The sequence below is a fragment of the Streptomyces sp. NBC_01298 genome (genome assembly GCF_035978755.1).
Lineage (GTDB): Bacteria > Actinomycetota > Actinomycetes > Streptomycetales > Streptomycetaceae > Streptomyces.
The window spans coordinates 2,589,274-2,607,084 of the sequence record NZ_CP108414.1 but is presented as its reverse complement, the minus strand read 5'-3'; the positions used below and the strand labels follow the sequence as shown (position 1 = coordinate 2,607,084).

Annotated in this window: 13 protein-coding genes; 11 read left to right on the top strand and 2 right to left on the bottom strand. The window is 74.4% G+C overall.

Annotated features, from left to right (window positions below):
• Positions 1–56 precede the first annotated feature (56 nt).
• Entirely contained in the window at positions 57–1,748 is a 1,692-nt protein-coding gene (locus tag OG730_RS11695; protein ID WP_327304193.1) for a DUF4153 domain-containing protein, read from the top strand.
• A 95-nt stretch (positions 1,749–1,843) separates the two neighbouring features.
• Here OG730_RS11695 and OG730_RS11690 read toward each other — a convergent pair whose 3' ends face one another.
• A complete protein-coding gene (locus tag OG730_RS11690) occupies positions 1,844–3,397 on the bottom strand; it encodes an MFS transporter (protein WP_327304192.1) in 1,554 nt (517 codons plus the stop codon).
• Between the two features lie 140 nt (positions 3,398–3,537).
• On the opposite strand from OG730_RS11690, the gene OG730_RS11685 reads away from it, so the two are divergent.
• From OG730_RS11685 to OG730_RS11675, 3 genes are all read left to right on the top strand, one after another.
• Positions 3,538–4,140: a TetR/AcrR family transcriptional regulator gene (locus OG730_RS11685; protein ID WP_327304191.1), complete on the top strand. Its 603-nt coding sequence runs from the start codon at positions 3,538–3,540 to the stop codon at positions 4,138–4,140.
• A 123-nt stretch (positions 4,141–4,263) separates the two neighbouring features.
• Complete coding sequence (locus OG730_RS11680; RefSeq protein ID WP_327304190.1) at positions 4,264–4,974, top strand: ribonuclease HII; 711 nt, start codon at positions 4,264–4,266, stop codon at positions 4,972–4,974.
• A 59-nt stretch (positions 4,975–5,033) separates the two neighbouring features.
• On the top strand, positions 5,034–5,630 hold the full coding sequence (locus OG730_RS11675) for a hypothetical protein (protein WP_327304189.1): 597 nt from the start codon (positions 5,034–5,036) through the stop codon (positions 5,628–5,630).
• 220 nt (positions 5,631–5,850) lie between these two features.
• Here OG730_RS11675 and OG730_RS11670 read toward each other — a convergent pair whose 3' ends face one another.
• Positions 5,851–6,480, bottom strand: a complete 630-nt coding sequence (locus tag OG730_RS11670) for a hypothetical protein (protein ID WP_327304188.1) — start codon at positions 6,478–6,480, stop codon at positions 5,851–5,853.
• A gap of 362 nt (positions 6,481–6,842) precedes the next feature.
• On the opposite strand from OG730_RS11670, the gene OG730_RS11665 reads away from it, so the two are divergent.
• From OG730_RS11665 to OG730_RS11635, 7 genes are all read left to right on the top strand, one after another.
• Complete coding sequence (locus OG730_RS11665) at positions 6,843–9,002, top strand: RecQ family ATP-dependent DNA helicase (protein ID WP_327304187.1); 2,160 nt, start codon at positions 6,843–6,845, stop codon at positions 9,000–9,002.
• 78 nt (positions 9,003–9,080) lie between these two features.
• Complete coding sequence (locus OG730_RS11660) at positions 9,081–9,644, top strand: hydroxymethylglutaryl-CoA synthase (protein WP_327304186.1); 564 nt, start codon at positions 9,081–9,083, stop codon at positions 9,642–9,644.
• 74 nt (positions 9,645–9,718) lie between these two features.
• Positions 9,719–11,089 carry a DUF4192 domain-containing protein gene (locus tag OG730_RS11655; RefSeq protein ID WP_327304185.1) on the top strand — a complete coding sequence of 457 codons (1,371 nt, stop codon included), beginning with the start codon at positions 9,719–9,721 and terminating at the stop codon, positions 11,087–11,089.
• Positions 11,090–11,571: 482 nt separating this feature from the next.
• Positions 11,572–13,557: a glycogen debranching N-terminal domain-containing protein gene (locus OG730_RS11650; RefSeq protein ID WP_327304184.1), complete on the top strand. Its 1,986-nt coding sequence runs from the start codon at positions 11,572–11,574 to the stop codon at positions 13,555–13,557.
• 105 nt (positions 13,558–13,662) lie between these two features.
• Entirely contained in the window at positions 13,663–14,409 is a 747-nt protein-coding gene (locus OG730_RS11645; protein WP_327304183.1) for an NUDIX hydrolase, read from the top strand.
• Positions 14,410–14,552: 143 nt separating this feature from the next.
• The gene (locus tag OG730_RS11640; protein ID WP_327304182.1) at positions 14,553–16,397 is read left to right on the top strand and encodes an ATP-binding cassette domain-containing protein; all 1,845 of its coding nucleotides are present in this window, start codon (positions 14,553–14,555) and stop codon (positions 16,395–16,397) included.
• Between the two features lie 150 nt (positions 16,398–16,547).
• Positions 16,548–17,489, top strand: coding sequence for a FadR/GntR family transcriptional regulator (locus OG730_RS11635; RefSeq protein WP_327304181.1), 942 nt, complete (start codon positions 16,548–16,550; stop codon positions 17,487–17,489).
• Positions 17,490–17,811 lie beyond the last annotated feature (322 nt).

Genomic DNA, 17,811 nt, shown 5'->3' with positions numbered 1-17,811 from the left:
CGGCTTCGCCTTCCCCGCCCCACGGCAGGGGGAGGCCGACAGGGGAGGGGAACCCGATGTCAGCAGGGAACACCGGCGGTGCGGGAAACACCGGGACGGGGAACGCCGGGACGGGGAACACCGGGACAGGAAACACCGGGACAGGAAACACCGGGACGGGGAACGCCACTCCACCCGCGCCGCCGGGGTGGGATCCCAAGGGCTGGCAGAGGCACCAGACGCGCAAGGAGCGCGCCGCCTCCGGTGCCTGGTCGATGGCCCCGCTCGCCTGGGCCGAGGCCGCGCGCCCGGCCGCCGTCGGACCGGTGCCGGCCGTCGTGCTGGGCGCCGTGCTCGCCTCCGGCATCGCCGTCTCCCTGCTCCTCGGCGAGGGGCTCGGCCCGGGTCTGCTCCTCGCGGTGGTGCCCGCGCTCGTCGCCGCCCACGCGGCGGCCCGTGCGGCCGGCCGCGGGCTGCGTCCGTGGACCGCCCTCTGGGCGCTCGGCTGTCTCGCGCTGCTCGCCGTGCCCGCCCTGCGTGCCTCCGCCTGGCCTGCCGCGGCCGCCCTGTTCGCGGCCCTTCTGACCGGCGCCCTGGCCCTGCACGGCAGCCGGACCTGGCCCGGCATCCTGCTCGGCCCGGTCGGCCTCCTGGACTCGGCCGTCCTCGGCGTGCGCTGGGTCTGGCAGGGCCTGCGCTCGCGCGGCGAGGGGCGCCGGGAGCGGTTGCTGCCGGTGATGAAGGCAGTCGTGGTGGCGGTGGTCCTGCTGGTCCTCTTCGGTACCCTGTTCGCCTCCGCCGACGCCGCGTTCGCGGACCTGCTGAGCGGGCTCACCCCCGACATCAGCGGCATCGGCGGCCCGGTCCGCTTCCTGCTCTTCGCGCTGGGTCTGCTCGTCGCGATCGCCGTCGCCCGCGCGGGCGCCGCCCCTTCCCGCTGGGACCGGATCGAGGTCCGTCCGGGGAAGGCGCGCTCCCGGGTCGAATGGGCCCTTCCGCTCGTCGTGCTGAACCTGCTCTTCGCCGCGTTCAACGCCGTCCAGCTCGCCGTCCTCTTCGGCGGCTACCGCAAGGTCCTGGAGGCCACCGGCCTCACCTACGCCGCGTACGCGCGCCAGGGCTTCTGGCAGCTGCTCTGGGCGACTCTGCTCACCCTCGCCGTCATCGCGCTGGCCCTGCGCTGGGCCCCGCGCGCGGAAGCCGGCGACCGGCGGCTGGTGCGCGTCGTGCTCGGCACGCTCTGCGCGCTCACCCTCGTGGTGGTCGCCTCGGCGCTCCGCCGCATGGACCTGTACGTGGACGCGTACGGGCTGACCAGGCTGCGGCTGTCGGTCGCCGGTATGGAGCTGTGGCTCGGGCTGGTGATCGTACTGATCATGGCCGGCGGGCTGTTCGGTGCGCGGTGGCTGCCCCGCGCGGTCGCGGGGAGCGCCGTGGCGGCCGTACTGGCGTTCGGGCTGATGTCCCCGGACGGGGTGATCGCGGAGGGCAACGTCACGCGGTACGAGCGGTCCGGAAAGATCGACCTGGCCTACTTCCAGTCGCTGTCGGCGGACGCGGTGCCCGCCCTGGACCGGCTGCCCGAGCCCCAACGTTCCTGCGCCCTGCGCGGGATCGCCAGGGAACTGGAGGCGGACGGCCGCGCACCCTGGTACGCGACGAGCCTGGGGGAGCGCCGGGCCCGGGAGATCCTGGGCGAGCACGGGGCGAACGCCTCGTACGAGCAGTGCAGGAGCCTGGGAACCTTCGGGAGCCGGATCGAGTACTAGCCGCCCCAGGAACCGTCTCGGCGAACCGTCTCGGCCCACGAAGGGGCCCGGCGCGGAGGCTTCCCGCGCCGGGCCCCTCGTACGGGACCGCCTGCTCAGGCGGCCGGACCGGCCTGGGCGGCGGCTCCGTTCAGAGCCTCGAGGTCGCTCTTGCGCACCCGGATCACCAGCACCGCGGTGACGAGGGCGAGTCCCGACATGGCGACGGCGGCGATGAACGAGGTGGAGATCCCCTGCGTGAGGACGGCGTCCCCCCAGGGGTCGGGCAGCATTCCGGTCTGCTGGAAGGCCGCGGCCTGGCCCTGGTCGGCGTGGGCCATGAAGTCGGGGACCTGCTGGTGGGCCTCGTTGCGGCCGGCCGTGCCGAACACGGTGACCAGGATGGACAGTCCGAGCGAGCCGCCGACCTGCTGGCTGGCGTTGAGGAGTCCGGAGGCCGCGCCCGCTTCCTGCGGGGCCACTCCGGAGACGGCGGTGAGGGTGAGGGTGACGAAGTTCAGGCCCATGCCGAATCCGAACAGCAGCATGGGGCCCAACACCCCGGAGGCGTAGGAGCTGTCGGGTTCGATGAAGGTCAGCCAGGTCAGGCCGATGCCGGTGAGTGCCGATCCGATGACCATGAACGGCTTGGGGCCCAAGCGCGGCAGCAGCCGCTGGGAGAGTCCGGCGGCGGTGACGATGGCGACGGTGATGGGGAGGAAGCCGATGCCGGATCGGATCGGGCTGAAGTCCAGCACGTTCTGCACGAACTGGACGATGAAGAAGAACATGCCGAACATCGCGGCGGCGAGGCTGAGCATGATCACGTAGGTGCCGGTGCGGTTGCGATCGGCGAACATGCGCAGCGGGATGATCGGATCGGCGGCCCGTGACTCGACGAGCACGAAGCCCGCGAGCAGGATCACGGCGAGGACGAACGCGCCGATGGTCACGCCGTCGCGCCAGCCGTCCTGGGAGGCACGGATGAACCCGTAGACCAGCGAGGTCATCCCGACCGTGGAGGTGAGCGCTCCGGCGATGTCGAAGCGGCCCGGGTGGCGCTCGGACTCGCTGATGTAGAGCGGGGTCAGGAACGCGATCAGCAGCCCGATCGGCACGTTGACGAAGAAGACCCAGCGCCAGTCGAGCCACTCGGTGAGCATGCCGCCGGCCAGCAGGCCGACCGCGCCGCCACCCGCGGAAACGGCGGCGAACACGCCGAAGGCGCGGTTGCGCGCGGGGCCCTCGGCGAAGGTCGTGGTGACCAGGGCGAGGGAGGTCGGCGAGGCGATGGCGCCGCCGACGCCCTGCAGCGCGCGGGCCGCGAGCAACTGCCAGGGCTCCTCGGCGAATCCGCCGAGCAGGGAGGCCAGGGTGAAGAGCAGGATGCCGGTCAGGAAGACGCGGCGGCGGCCCAGGATGTCGCCGGCGCGGCCGCCGAGCAGCAGCAGGCCGCCGAAGGCGAGCGTGTAGGCGCTGATCACCCAGGACAGGTCGGTGGTCGAGATCGCGAGGTCGGTCTGGATGTGCGGGAGCGCGATGTTCACGATCGTCGCGTCGAGGACGACCATGAGCTGGCAGGCGGCGATGACGGCGAGCGCCACTCCCGGGCGCCCCTCCCGGCGGGCCGCGCCGGGTATCCGGAGTTTGGAGAGCTGAGGAGTTGTCACTGTGGATCCCCCCCAAGTGAAATAGTGAACGTAGGCGTTCACAGCGAGACCAAGGTAGGAGCCAGCCTTAGTGAACGCAAGCGTTCACTAAGCTTGTACGTGCGTGCGTGGGACGCGCGTGCGGGGCGGAGGGTTGGGGAGTGATGAGTTCGCGCTGGTCAGTGGCGGCCCCGGGACGCAGGCGGGGGCCCGAACTCGAACGGGCGATTCTCGACGCCGCGTTGGAGCAGCTGGGCACCGTCGGCTGGAACGCCCTCACCATGGAGGGCGTGGCCTCGGGCGCCCGCACCGGCAAGGCGGCGCTCTACCGGCGCTGGCCCTCGAAAGCGGACTTGGTGGCCGACGCGCTGCGGACGCGGCTCCCCCCGCTCGGCCAGATCCAGGACCTGGGGTCGATCCGCGAGGACCTGTACGCGCTGTGCGTGCGGATGCGGGACATCATGCACTCGCGGGCCGGGCAGGCCCTGCGGGCGGTGCTTCACGAATGCGATCACAGTCATGCGGAGCGGTTCCACGGCCTGATCTGGTCCGGGCTGCACGAGCCGGCGCACAGGCTGATCGGGGAGCTGGTCCATCGCGGAATCGACCGGGGGGACGTTCGATCGGACGCGACCAGTCCGTTTCTCGTGGACGTGGTCCCGGCGCTGATGATGTACCGCGCGAAGGTGTGCGGGAGCGAATGGGCCGACGGGGACATCGCCGAAATGATCGACGGGGTGATGGTCCCGCTGCTCAGGGTGTGAGACGGGCCGGGGTCGCCGGCGCGGCGGGGAAGTGGCCGGAGCCCGGCCGGGAGGGGGCGGCGGCCCGCCGGGGAGGGGGCGGGGTGTGCAGGCGGCCCGGGGCGGCGTAACCTTGCTGGCGCCATGCCGTATGAAGCACCCACTCACACCGTCGAACGCTCCCTCCGAGCGACCACCGGCGCCAAGGTCATCGCCGGGGTCGACGAAGTCGGACGAGGGGCCTGGGCCGGTCCCGTCACCGTCTGCGCGGCGATCACCGGTCTGCGCCGGCCGCCCGCGGGACTCACCGACTCCAAACTGCTGACCCCCAAGCGCCGTGACGCGCTCGTCGGCGTCCTGGAGGACTGGGTCACCGCCTACGCCCTGGGCCACTCCTCCCCGGAGGAGATCGACGAGCTCGGGATGACCGCCGCCCTGCGCCTCGCCGCGGTGCGCGCCCTGGAGGCACTGCCCGTGCGGCCCGACGCGGTGATACTCGACGGCAAGCACGACTACCTCGGTGCGCCCTGGCAGGTCCGGACGGTGATCAAGGGCGACCAGTCCTGCGTCGCCGTCGCCGCGGCCTCGGTGATCGCCAAGGTCCGGCGCGACCGGATGATGGCCGAGATCGGTGAACAGGACGGCGGGATCGCGGACTTCGCCTTCGCCGCCAACGCCGGATACCCCTCGCCCGTGCACCGGGCGGCGCTGGAGGAGCAGGGTCCGACCGCGTACCACCGGCTCTCCTGGTCCTACCTCGACGCGCTGCCCCGCTGGAGCCACCTCAAGAAGGTGCGCCGCAGCGAGGAAGCGATGGAGCTGGAAAACGGAGGCCAACTCGGCTTCGATTTCTGATCGCACGAAGGTGCCACCAACCGGTACGTTTCGCACCGGTGTTTGATAAAAATCAGCTCATGCCTCTCACCCCCGCCCCCGAGGAGCCTCAGATTCACGAGAGTGCCCAGGGTCCCCGCGTCACTCCGGCCGCGAGCCGCAGCGCGCAGACCCCCCGTCCCGTCCCCGGTCCCCGTCCCGCCCCCAGGCCCGCGCCGCCCGCCCCGCGGAAGCCGCAGGCCGCCCGCGGTCCCGTAGCCCCCACCACCCCCTCGGTCTCGGCGTCCGTGCCGCGGGTCCAGCTGATCCCGGCCTCCGCCGAGGGTGCGCTGGACGCGGCCGAAGAGGCCGTCGACCTGCTGCTCGACACCGGGCGCGCGCCCGGTGACATCCTGGTGCTCACCACCGGCGACCCGCACCCGTGGGCCGCGCACGAGCTGTCCTTCGGCGAGGCCGCGTACTGGGGCCTGCACGATGCCGGGGACGACGTCTTCTACGCCGACGCGTCGCAGGCGCAGCGCGCGGGCGGCCGTCCCGTCGTGGTCTTCGCGGTCAACGGCGGACCTGCCGAAGCCGCCACCGGAGCCCTGCCGGTCGCCCTCGCGCGAGCCGGCGCGATCCTGATCGTGTGCGGCGAGCCGCAGCAGATCAACTCCGTGCTGGGGGCGGGCGTCTGACGCCCCGTACCCCCGCACGGTCGAGGGGCGGGGCGGGCTCGTGGCCGGCCCTGCCGAAGTCCGAGGCCTGACCAGCCGTACGCCCGCATCCGGGTGTACGGCCGTTGGTCGTTCCCGGGTACGCGGCCCTGCGGGCCCGGTGCTGCGTCCGCGCAGGTGCGTAGGCGGCGGTGCGTAGGCGGCCGCGAGTGGGCGTCCGTGCGTACGCGGTCCCGCGGGCTCAGCGTGCGGCGGTGCGGCGCAGGGCCTCCGAGGCTCCGCCGCCGCCGCGCAGGGCGAGCGGGGCGAACTCGGACGGCGCCTCACCGAGGCGCTCGGGCCGGGAGTCCCAACTGGGGCTCCGGCCGCCGCGCCCCTCGCCCAGCACCTGCCAGCCGCCCCGGGTCAGCGTGATGTACGCGCCGCAGCGCAGCCCGTGCAGGGTGCAGGCGTCCCGCAGCCCCCACATCCAGGCCCCGTCCTCCTCGGTCCAGCGCTCGTCGCCGTCGCGGCAGAACAACAGCACGGCGGTCCGTACCGGGGTCCGCCGGCGCAGGTCGTGCGGGATGACCCGGCGCAGCCGGGAGAGCAGGGCGTTGCGGTACTCCCAGCCGTCGGCCGCGGTGGAGCGCTGAACGAAGGAGGCGCTGGCCACGAGCCGCTCCTCGGGCCCGAGCACGGCGATCACCGCCGTGGAGGGGACGGGGCTGTGCCGTGAGTGCAGTCCGCTGACGACCTCGCGCGGATTGCGCAGCAGGGGGACGCCCGCTGCCGTCCACTCGGAGGGTTCCAGCAGTCTGCCGTGCCGGCTGATGCCACCGGTGGCCGTGGTCAGGGACGTGGTCGATGGCCGGGCGAATCCGAAGGACACTGTCCTCCCTTCGGGTACACGCCCGCGAACGGGCACAGCGGGGGTGCGGGCGCGCCGCGGCACGGCCCAGGAGAGCGCCGTCGAGCCGAGCGGGAGCACCACAATTCTCGCGTGGCCCGTGAGCATGCGGCAACGAGCAATTGGAGCCGCCGACCGGAATTCGCCGGTATGCCGTTCATATCCTTGCCCCGCCACGCCGAAGATGACTCATTCCCTCAAGTCCGGAGCGCGGCCGCCAGGGGAAACACCGCCCTTGCGGCCGCCCGCCGTCAGTGGTGGCGCGGCGATCCGGACGGCTTGTGGGCCGCGCGTCACGCTGGGTGAATTGGCCGATTGTCCTAGGCATCGGGTTGCATGGGGGCATGGACAACCTGGAGCTCCGCGCCGAAGCCGATGCCATCCTCGCTGAGCTGGTCGGTGCCCCAGGGGGTGCGGCGCGGCTGCGGGAGGACCAGTGGCAGGCGGTGTCGGCCCTGGTGGAGGAGCGCCGGCGGGCGCTGGTGGTGCAGCGCACGGGGTGGGGCAAATCGGCGGTCTACTTCGTCGCGACGGCCCTGCTGCGCCGTCGCGGCGCGGGTCCGACGGTGATCATCTCGCCGCTCCTCGCGCTGATGCGCAACCAGGTCGACGCGGCGGCGCGGGCCGGAATCCAGGCGCGGACGATCAACTCGGCCAACCCGGAGGAGTGGGAGACGATCTACGGGGAGGTCGAGCGGGGCGAGACCGACGTCCTCCTCGTGAGTCCGGAGCGCCTGAACTCGGTGGACTTCCGGGAGCAGGTCCTGCCCAAGCTCGCGGCCACGACCGGCCTGCTGGTGGTCGACGAGGCCCACTGCATCTCCGACTGGGGACACGACTTCCGCCCCGACTACCGCCGGCTGCGCACCATGCTCGCCGAGCTCGCCCCCGGCGTGCCCGTGCTCGCCACCACCGCGACGGCCAACGCCCGGGTCACGGCGGACGTGGCCGAGCAGCTGGGCACGGGAGGCGGCGGCGCCCTGGTGCTGCGCGGCCCGCTCGACCGGGAGAGCCTTCGCCTGGGCGTGCTGGAGCTGCCGAACGCGGCGCACCGGCTGGCGTGGCTGGGGGAGCGGCTGGGGGACCTGCCGGGCTCGGGGATCATCTACACGCTGACGGTGGCGGCCGCCGAAGAGGTGGCGGCGTTCCTGCGGCAGCGCGGGTATCCGGTGGCTTCGTACACCGGGAAGACGGAGAACGCCGACCGGCTGCAGGCCGAGGAGGATCTGCTCGCGAACCGGGTGAAGGCGCTGGTGGCGACCTCCGCGCTGGGCATGGGCTTCGACAAGCCGGACCTCGGCTTCGTGGTGCACCTGGGCTCCCCCTCGTCCCCGATCGCCTACTACCAGCAGGTGGGGCGTGCGGGGCGCGGCGTGGACCACGCCGACGTGCTGCTGCTGCCGGGGCGGGAGGACGAGGCGATCTGGGCGTACTTCGCTTCGGTGGGTTTCCCGCCCGAGGAGCAGGTGCGGCGGACCCTGGACGTGCTGGAGCAGGCGGGCCGGCCGTTGTCGCTGCCGGCGCTGGAGCCGTTGGTGGACCTGCGGCGTTCGCGGCTGGAGACCATGCTCAAGGTCCTGGACGTGGATGGCGCGGTCAAGCGCGTGAAGGGCGGCTGGACCTCCACCGGGCAGCCCTGGGAGTACGACGCGCAGCGCTACGAGTGGGTGGCCCGGCAGCGGCAGGCTGAGCAGCAGGCCATGCGGGACTACGTGGCGACCACGGGGTGCCGCATGGAGTTCCTGCAGCGGCAGCTCGACGACGAGAAGGCCACCCCGTGCGGCCGCTGCGACTCCTGTGCCGGGCCCTGGCTCGACCCGGCCGTCTCCCACGGGGCCCTCGACACGGCGACCGGTGAGCTGGACCGCCCCGGGGTCGAGGTCGAGCCCCGCCGGATGTGGCCCTCGGGCATGCCCGCGGTCGGCGTCGACCTCAAGGGCCGCATCCCCGTCGGCCAGCAGGCCGCCACGGGGCGCGCGCTGGGCCGGCTGTCGGACATCGGCTGGGGCAACCGCCTGCGCCCGCTGCTGTCGGAGCGGGCCGCGGACGGGCCGGTTCCGGACGACGTACTGGCGGCCGTGGTGACGGTGGTGGCCGACTGGGCCCGTTCCCCGGGCGGCTGGGCCAGTGGCTCGGCCGACGCGATGGCCCGGCCCGTGGGGATCGTGGCCATGCCCTCCCGCTCCCGCCCCCAGCTGGTGGGCTCACTGGCCGAGGGCCTGGCCCGGGTCGGCAGGCTCCCGCTGCTGGGCAGCCTCGCCTACACCGCGCAGGCCGGCGAGTACGGCGCGCACCGCAGCAACTCCGCCCAGCGGCTGCGCGCACTGGCCGCCTCCTTCGCCGTCCCCGACGAGCTCGCGGCGGCCCTGGCCGCCACCCCGGGACCGGTCCTGCTCGTCGACGACTACGCCGACTCCGGCTGGACCCTGGCCGTGGGCGCCCGCGTCCTGCGCCAGGGCGGGGCCGAGCAGGTGCTCCCGCTGACCCTCGCCCTGGCGGGGTGAGAGCGCCTCGACCGCCCCGTCAACGACCGCCCCGTCGATTCGACCGCGCCGTCAACTCGACCGCCCCATCAATGGGCGGTGCGTGGCAACTGTTCGCCAAGTCAAGACCGGACCCGGCTTCGTAGGGTCCCCGTAGGCGGGGAAGCCTCCGTCGGGGGTGTTCACCACCGCACCGAGCAAGGCGGCCGTTCGCTGGGCGAGTTCGCCGCGTTCTGCCACCACCAGCCGTTCACGAAGGCGGCCCACAAGGCTCATTGGGCCCTGCGGGAGAGCTGTGGGCAGGAGTCGACGAGGCCGAGGTCGTTTGCGCCATCGGCCTCGTCGACGAGCTGCGACGAGGAGAACGGGAACAGCTGCACCGCGTCCGTGTACCCCGGCCTGGCCGCGCTGCTCGACGACGACGCCGACGACCCGACCGGCCGGGCCATCGGCCTGCTCGGCTACGGATCCGGCGGCGTCGCCGAGTTCTTCGCCGCGGTGCCGTTCCGGGCTACCGGTCGCGGCTGCGGTCCGAGCGGCACCGCGAGGCGATTCGCCCGGCGCCTGCGGGTCTACGAGCCGAGATGGCGGCCGGTGGCCGGTGGCACCCGCCCCATGGCGGCACCGGCCCGCCGCTGCGCCGGCGGAACCCCGCGGTGGTGATCGGCGTGGTCGCCGCTGCCGGGGACTTATCCACAGGGGTTTCCGGATCCGGCCGGACACGGGACCTTCGGGACATGACGAACAACAACCACGAAGCGGCACACAACCCGTCCGAATCCGCGTCCTCCGCGTCCGGACCCGGACCCGGGTCCTCCGCGTTCTCCGCGCCGGGACCCGGGTCCTCCGCGTCCTCGTCGTCCACCGGTTCGTCCGGAGGCGTCGACGCGTCCGGGATCACCCTGCGCAGCCCGGCCGAACTGGCCGACGCACTGCCCTACATGCTCGGGTTCCATCCGAGTGACTCCCTCGTCATGGTGGCCGTCCACGGGGAGGCCGGCCGCTTCGGCGGTCGGCTCCGGGTGGGCATCCCCGCCGCCCCCGACGAATGGGAGGACACCGCCCGTCAGGTCGCCGACTGTCTGATCCGCGGCAGCGTGCGGCGCGGATCCAGGCCCGACGGCATCATCGTCTTCCTCTGCCAGGACCCGCACCGCGGCGAGAGCCCGCAGCGGGTGATGACCAGGCTGCGCCCGCTCGCGCAGCGGATCCGGCTGGCCTGCGGAGCACTGGACGTCCCCGTACTGGAGGCCCTGTGCCTCTCCGCCGGGCGGTACTGGTCCTACTGCTGCCCGGACGAGCGGTGCTGCCCCGCCGAGGGCAGCGCGCTGGCCGCGCCCGGCACCTCGGTGATGGCCGCCGCGGCCACCTTCGCCGGCCTCCAGGTACGCGGCTCCCTCCGGGAGATCGAGCGCCGGCTGACACCGCTTGGAGGGGCGGTGGCCGACGAGATGGAGGCGGCTCTGGACCGGGCGGCCGTCGCCCTGGTGCCGAAGATCCTCGACGGGGCCACCCGGGAGGAGGTGGGGGCCGAGACGGTCCTGCTCGCCCGCGCCCTGATCCAGCGCATGACCTTGGCCCCGCCGGCCGAAGGCGGCGCCGGAGCCGACGCCCGGGACGACGGGCTGCTGGGCCACGACGAGGCGGCCTCGTTGATCCTCGGGCTCCAGGACCGCGAGATCCGCGACATCGCCGCCGAGTGGATGGAGGGCGAGGAGGCCGCCCCCGCCCTGCGGCTGTGGCGGGCCCTGGCCCGGCGCTGCGTCGGGGCCTACGGGGAGCACGCGGCGGCTCCCCTCACCCTGGCGGGCTGGGTCTCCTGGTCCACCGGGGACGAGCCGACGGCCAGGATCGCCCTGGGGCTGGCCCTGCGGGCGGACGACGGGTACCGCTTCGCGCAGCTGCTCCACCACGCCTGCAACGAGGGGATCGACCCGGAGGGGCTGCGGGAGTGCCTGCGGGAGGAGCGGCGGCGCCGGGAGCCGCGCCGGGGGCGCCTGCCCGCGGGATCCCGGCGGGCGGCCACCGCCACCAGGCCGCCGGGCCGCCCGGGCAGGACGAGCGGCAGCCGCCGGGAGTCCGGCAGCACCGCGGGGAGCGAGCAGTGATGCGCGGCCGGGCCGGGGACACGGGCACGGACAGTGGGTGCGGCCTGGGTGCCGGCCTGGGCGTCGGGCGGGGCGCGGGCGCGGTCGGGGGCTTCGGGCGGGGCGCTGGCCTGGGGGTCGGCCGGGGTGCTGGCCTAGGGGGAAGCTGGGGTGCTGGCCGCCGAGGCCGGGGCGGAGGCGGTCCAGCCGGTGGACGTCGGGGTGGAGTCGGGGGAGCCGTTGGAGGTCGGGGTGGAGGCGGTTGTACGGGCCTGAGGCGCGGCCTGGGGGCGGCCTGCGGAACCGTGCTGCGGGGGTGGCTGCGGGAAGGGGCGCGAGCGGTCCTGCGGCTACGGCCCCCGCGAAGGCCGGTGCTCCGCCGGGCGCAGCCCCCGCCGGGGCCCGTGACCCGGGCGGGGGCAGGGGCGTTGCGCTGGGGGGTGGTGGGGACCCGGCCGCGCCGCCGCCCAGCCGAACCACCCGGAGCGCAGACAAGGCGACCCATGTCTCACCCCGTACCCTCCGCCCGCCCAGCCCCCTCCCGCAGGTCCGACCTGCCGCCCGTGCACGGCGCCGTCATCTGCGTCTCCGCACCGTGCATGGTCATCTCGCCCGAGCACGGACAGCTCACCGGGCGCGGAGCCGACGGGATCTACCGCGCCGGGATCCGGCTGCTGTCCCGCTGCGTGCTGCGCGTCGCCGGCCGTGACCCGGTCGCGGTCCAGGGCCGCAGCCTCGGCGCCGACCGGGCCTCCTTCACCGCGACCGTCCGGACCGGAGCGGAGCCCGGGCCGGACCCCGACGTCGGAGTGGAGCGGATCCGGTACGCCGACGGCACCGAGCGGATCACCCTGCGCAGCTTCACCGGCCGGCCCCTGCGGATCCCCGTGGAGGTCTCGCTGGGCACGGACCTGGCGGAGCTGGCCGACGTGGCCGCCGGCCGGGCCGGGCCGGAGCTGCCCGCCGGGGTGCACGCCGCCGGGCTGCGCTGGACCAAGGGTGAGGCCCAGGCCGTCACCGCGGCCGAGCCGCCTCCGGACGACGCGCTGGCCTCGGCCGGCCTGCTGCGCTGGCAGCTCGAACTGCGCCCCGGGGAGTCACGCACCATCGAGCTGCGGACCACCCGGGACCGAGGCGCCCGGGCCCCCGCCGGACAGGTGGCCAATCCGCTGTCCGACGAGGCCCGCGCAGAGGGGGACGACCCGAGGGCCGAGGCATGGCTGCGCGCCAGCGTGCGGGACCTGGGCGCGCTGCTGCTCAGGGACCCGAAGGAGCCGACCGACAGCTACGCGGCGGCCGGAGTGCCGTGGAGGCTCGGACTGGCCCCGGCGGAGTCCCTGTGGGCCGCCCGCATGGCGCTCCCGCTCGGCACCGGACTTGCCGCCGCGACCCTGCGCATCCTGGCCCGGACCCAGACCGGGGGGCGGGGCGGCGACGCGGGGAAGATCCCCGGGCCGCTGCGGGGGGCCGGGCCGCAGCTGCCCCCGGGATGCACCGGGACCGAGGCGACGCTGGCCTTCCCCGTGGTGCTCGCCGAAGCCCGGCTCTGGGGGATGCCCGAGGCGGAGGTGGACCGGCTGGTCCCCACCGCCGAGCGCTGCCTGGAGTGGCTCCGGGGCGCCTTCGGGGAGGACGGCTTCCTGGCCGACCCCGATCCGGGGCCCCGGCGCTGTGAAACCCAGGCCCACGCCCATCGCGCCATGCTCCTCGGGGCCGACCTGCTCGCCGGGTGCGGGCGCCCCGGAGCCGAGGAGTGGCGGGACCGGGCGGCCGGGCTGCGGGAGTCGTTCGCAGCCCGCTTCTGGGTCGACGGCCCGGACGGCGGCCGGCCCGCGGCGGCCCTGCATCCCGACGGGCGGCCCCTGCCCCGGCTGACGGGGGCCGCCGCCCACCTGCTGGACACCGGGCTGCTCGGTGGCGGCCGGCTCGCGCGCGGGCTGCTCGACCGGGTCCGTACCGAGCAGCTGGCCCGGCTGCTCGGAGCCCCCGCCATGGACTCGGGCTGGGGACTGCGCAGCATGGCGGTGCGGGAGCCGGGGCACAACCCGTTCGGGTTCCGCTCGGGCGCGGTACGGCCGTACGAGAGCGCCGTCGCCGTGGCGGGCCTGGCCCAGGCGGGCTTCGAGAAGGAGGCCACGGGGCTGCTGCGGGGCCTGCTGGACGCGGCGGAGGCCTTCGGGTACCGCCTCCCGGAGATGTACGCGGCCGAGCAGCGCACCGAGGGCAGCGCTCCGCTTCCGCATCCGGCGGCCTGCCGCCCGGCCGCGGTCGCTGCGGCCGCGGGGATCCACGTGCTGACGGCCCTGGCCGGGATCCGCCCGGACGCCCCCGCGGGAACGGTCGCCCTGGTACCGCTCCCCGGCGCTCCGCTCGGCGGGCTCCGCCTCTCCGGGCTGCGGGTTTCGGGGGAGCCCTTCGCCGTCCGGATCAGCCGGCTCGGCCTGGGCATGGTGGAGGAGGCCGCCGATGCGCTGCAACTGGGCGGGTAGCCGACGCCCCGCCGGCCGGGCCGGATCGGGCCGGGGCTTCCGTTTCCGTGGTCCGAAGATCCCCAAAGCTCTGTTTATCGTCAGGCAGACGACTATGATCGCGGCATGTCGCCCTACGACCCGTCGGCCTTTCCGCCCTTCGCCGTCACCGTCGACCTGGTCGTGCTCACCGTGCGGCGCCATGCGCTCTGCGCGTTGGTCATCCGACGGGGTGAGCAGCCGTTCCAGGGACGCTGGGCGCTGCCCGGCGGCTTCGTGCGCGGGGACGAGGACCTGTCGGCCGCCGCGGCCCGTGAACTGTCCGAGGAGACCGGCCTCTGCGCCCACGACCCGGCCGCCCCGGACGTGGGCAACGGGGCGCACCTCGAGCAGCTGGCCACCTACGGCGATCCGAAACGGGATCCGCGCATGCGCGTGGTCAGCGTCGCGCATCTGGTGCTGGCTCCGGACCTGCCCGCCCCCCGGGCCGGCGGCGATGCCAACAGCGCGCGCTGGGCCCCCGTCGACGAGCTCCTGTCCACGGAAGGCCGGACCGGCGCCGGACTCGCCTTCGACCACGAGCAGATCCTCGTCGACGGTGTCGAGCGGGCCCGCTCGAAGATCGAGTACTCCTCGCTGGCCACCGCCTTCTGCCCGCCCGAGTTCACCGTCGGCGAGCTGCGCCGGGTCTACGAAGCGGTCTGGGGAGTCGCCCTCGACCCCCGGAACTTCCACCGCAAGGTCACCGGCACCCCCGGGTTCCTGGTGCCGGCCGGGGGGACGACGACGCGTCAGGGCGGCCGTCCCGCGCAGCTGTTCCGGGCCGGCGGGGCGACCCTGCTCAACCCGCCGATGCTGCGCCCCGAAGTCTGAGGCCAAGGCGCTCCGCAGCCGTGCCGGGGCGCCGACACGGATGCGGCTCGCGACGAGCTACGCCGTAAATCGGACATATCGCGTTATCTTGTTGGCGGTAATCACCCTGCCGCAGAGCGGTCTCACCCCCCGCGAGAGAAGCGATGCTCCAGGCCATCGGACTCACCAGCACCCCCCGCCGCAACCTCCCGCCCCTCGTGGACGACCTCACCTTCGAGGCCCGCCCCGGGAGCGTGACCGCACTGCTCGGCGAGCCCGGCTCGGGCAAGACCACCGCGCTGCGGCTCATGCTCGAACTCGAACCGGGTCGTGGGGTCACCTACTTCCGCGGGCGCCCCCTGCACCGGATCCCGCATCCGGGCCGCGAGGTCGGCGTGCTCCTCGGCGATCTCCCCGGCAACCCCTCGCGCACCGTGCGCGGTCAGCTGCGGATGCTCTGCGCCGCCGCCGGCGTGCCGGCCGCACGGGCCGACGCGATGCTGGAGGTCGTCGGCGTCGCGGGACTGCGCGATCAGCGGCTCGGTTCGCTCTCGCTCGGCATGGAGCGCAGGGTCGCGCTGGCCGCCGCACTGCTCGCCGACCCCTGCACGCTGCTCCTCGACGAGCCCGCCGCCGGGCTCTCGCCCCGTGAACGGGGCTGGCTGCACGGGCTGCTGCGCGGCCACGCCTCCCTCGGCGGCGCGGTGCTCTTCACCACCGACGACGCGAAGGAGGCCGCCCGCAGCGCGGACCGGGTCGTGAGCATCGAGGCGGGCCGGCTCGTCGCCGACCAGGACGCCGCCGAGTTCGCCCGGACCCGGCTCCGGCCGCGGGTCGCCGTGCGCACCCCGCACGCCGCCCGGCTGGCCGACGTACTGGGCCGGGAGGCGCGGGCGGCCCGGCGGACGTGGGAGATCGTGGAGGAGAGCGGCAGCCGGCTGTCCGTCTACGGCAGCAACTGCGCCGAGGTCGGCGAGGCCGCCTTCCGGCACGGTGTGCTCGTCCACCAGCTCGCCGACGAGACCGGCGACGCGGGCGCGCAGCCCACGCTGCCGCGCGCCCGGGACCGCGCCGCAACCGGGGCACGGGACGCGGCCGCCGCCGGAACGCCGACCGCGACCGCAGCCGCGACCGCAGCCGCGACCGCGACCGCAGTCACAGCCGCGGCCGGGGCCGACGTCGGCGACCGGCCCCGCTCCGCCCGCCCTGGGCGGCCCGCCTCGGTCGTGCGCCGGCTCGGCGGCCCGCTGCGGCCCCTGCGCTACGAGCTGCACCGGATGTTCGGCACCGCCACCCCCGTGCTCACCGCCGCCTTCGTCGTCGCCGTCTCCGTCGTCACGGCGCTGGTGCTGGCCCGGGCCGGCCACACTCCGCAGAACCGGTTGCTCGCCGCCTGGCCCGAGTTGCTCCCGCTGCCGCCCGCGGCGCTGGGCGCCGGGCTGCTCGGGGCCCTGGCCTTCGGTGAGGAGTACCGCTATCCCGCGCTCGCCGCCGACCGCGGCACCGTCCCGCGCCGACTCGGGCTGCTCACCGCGAAACTCGGCGTCAGCGCCACCCTCGCGCTGCTGTTCGGCGCCCTCGCCGTGACCGCCGACGCCGCCGCCCTGACGCTGGTGTTCGGCGGCGCACCGCTCCGTACGCCCGCGGAGTGGGTCTCCCCGGCCGCGAGTTGGGCGGGGCTGCTCATCGGCTGCGCCTGGTCCGGGGTCCTTGCCTCCGGCGTCTTCCGGTCCGCCTCCGCCGGCCTGGCCGCGGTGCTCGCCGTACCGGTGATGGTCGTACCGCTGGTGCGCAAGGCACTGGACGGCCCGTCCGCGTACCCGGTCACCGGACTCGCGGAGCGGCTGCGCGGTCTGGCCTGGGCGCAGTGGCCGCCGGAGGCGGACCGGGTGGTCCTCGGGGCGATCCGGGTGATGGCCCAACCGGTGGGCACCGCACTGGTGTTGTCGCTGATGGTCCTGTTGTGCGCCTATGGGTTCACAGGACTGCGCGGCCGCGTCCGTTTGTGAGGGATCGTTGGTGATCGTTTCCGTATGGATCCGGACCCAACGGGACCGTTGTGGTCCACATCAAGCCCGGAGGGCCGCAACTCCCCGCAAAAGGCCCGGTTCTTTACGATAAGTCGTCAATTGCGTAGGTGGCACCGATCACCCTTTCGTGTGCTTTTCACCAAAGACCTCAAGGGTCGCGGAGACACAGCCGACAAAGGATTCGTGAGTACCCTTGCGCACACCATGATGACCGCCGCCCGCCATGCCGATTCCGGCCTCGCCGGCGCGGGCGAACTCGACCGCTACCCCTACCCGGAGGCCTCGGGGGCCGACCGGGTGGGAGTGCCCCACTGGGACGGATCCGACATCGAGTTGAGCCGGGTCGGCCGCCGCGCCGCGGGCAGCCGCGGACGCGGCCTGCACGGCCAACTCGTCCAGCAGCTCGGCCAGATGATCGTTTCCGGCGACCTCGGCGCGGACCGCCCGCTGGTCCCCGAGGAGATCGGGCAGCGTTTCGAGGTCTCCCGCACCGTCGTCCGCGAATCACTGCGGGTCCTGGAGGCCAAGGGCCTCGTCAGCGCCCGCCCGAACGTCGGCACCCGGGTCCGCCCGGTCGCCGACTGGAACCTGCTCGACCCCGACATCATCGAATGGCGCGCCTTCGGCCCGCATCGCGACGACCAGCGCCGCGAGCTCGGCGAGCTCCGCTGGACCATCGAACCGCTCGCCGCCCGTCTCGCCGCCGGCCACGGCCGCCCGGAGATCCAGCAGCGCCTCGCCGACATGGTCGAGATCATGGGACACGCCCTCGGGCAGGGCGATTCGATCACCTTCGCGCGTGCGGACCACGAGTTCCACGCGCTGCTCATCCAGGTCGCGGCCAACCGCATGCTGGAGCACCTCTCCGGCATCGTCTCCGCCGCGCTGCAGGTGTCCGGCAGCCCCATCACCGCCTGCGACCGCCCCAGCGAGACCTGCGTCGCGCACCACGCGCGCATGGTCGAGTGCATCGCCGCCGGCGACGCGGTGGGCGCGGAGAACGCCATGCGCCAGCTTCTGACGGTGCATCCGGAAGTCGAGCGCGTGGTCCCCGCCCCGCGCGAGCACTGACGAGCCGCAGCGCACGGGCGTGGGCGCGTCGACGGGGAGCCCGTTGCGGGCGGCACCCCCGGAGGGAGCTCCGGGAGGGTCCGGCGGGGCCCGGGCGAGGCTCCCCGGCCGGGTCCTGAGCGCCCCGGCCGCCCGCCCGGCCCCGTTCCGGACGCCGGGACCCCGCTTCGACCCCGCTTGCGGGGAGCCGTCCGGCCCGCGAAACGGGGCGTGTTCGGACACACCGGGCGTGCAGAAATAACGGTATGACCGGCATGGCATCAAACGGGGTGTGACTCGGGCCACGAAGATTGGGCGTAACGCTCCGCGAGGTCACGCGATG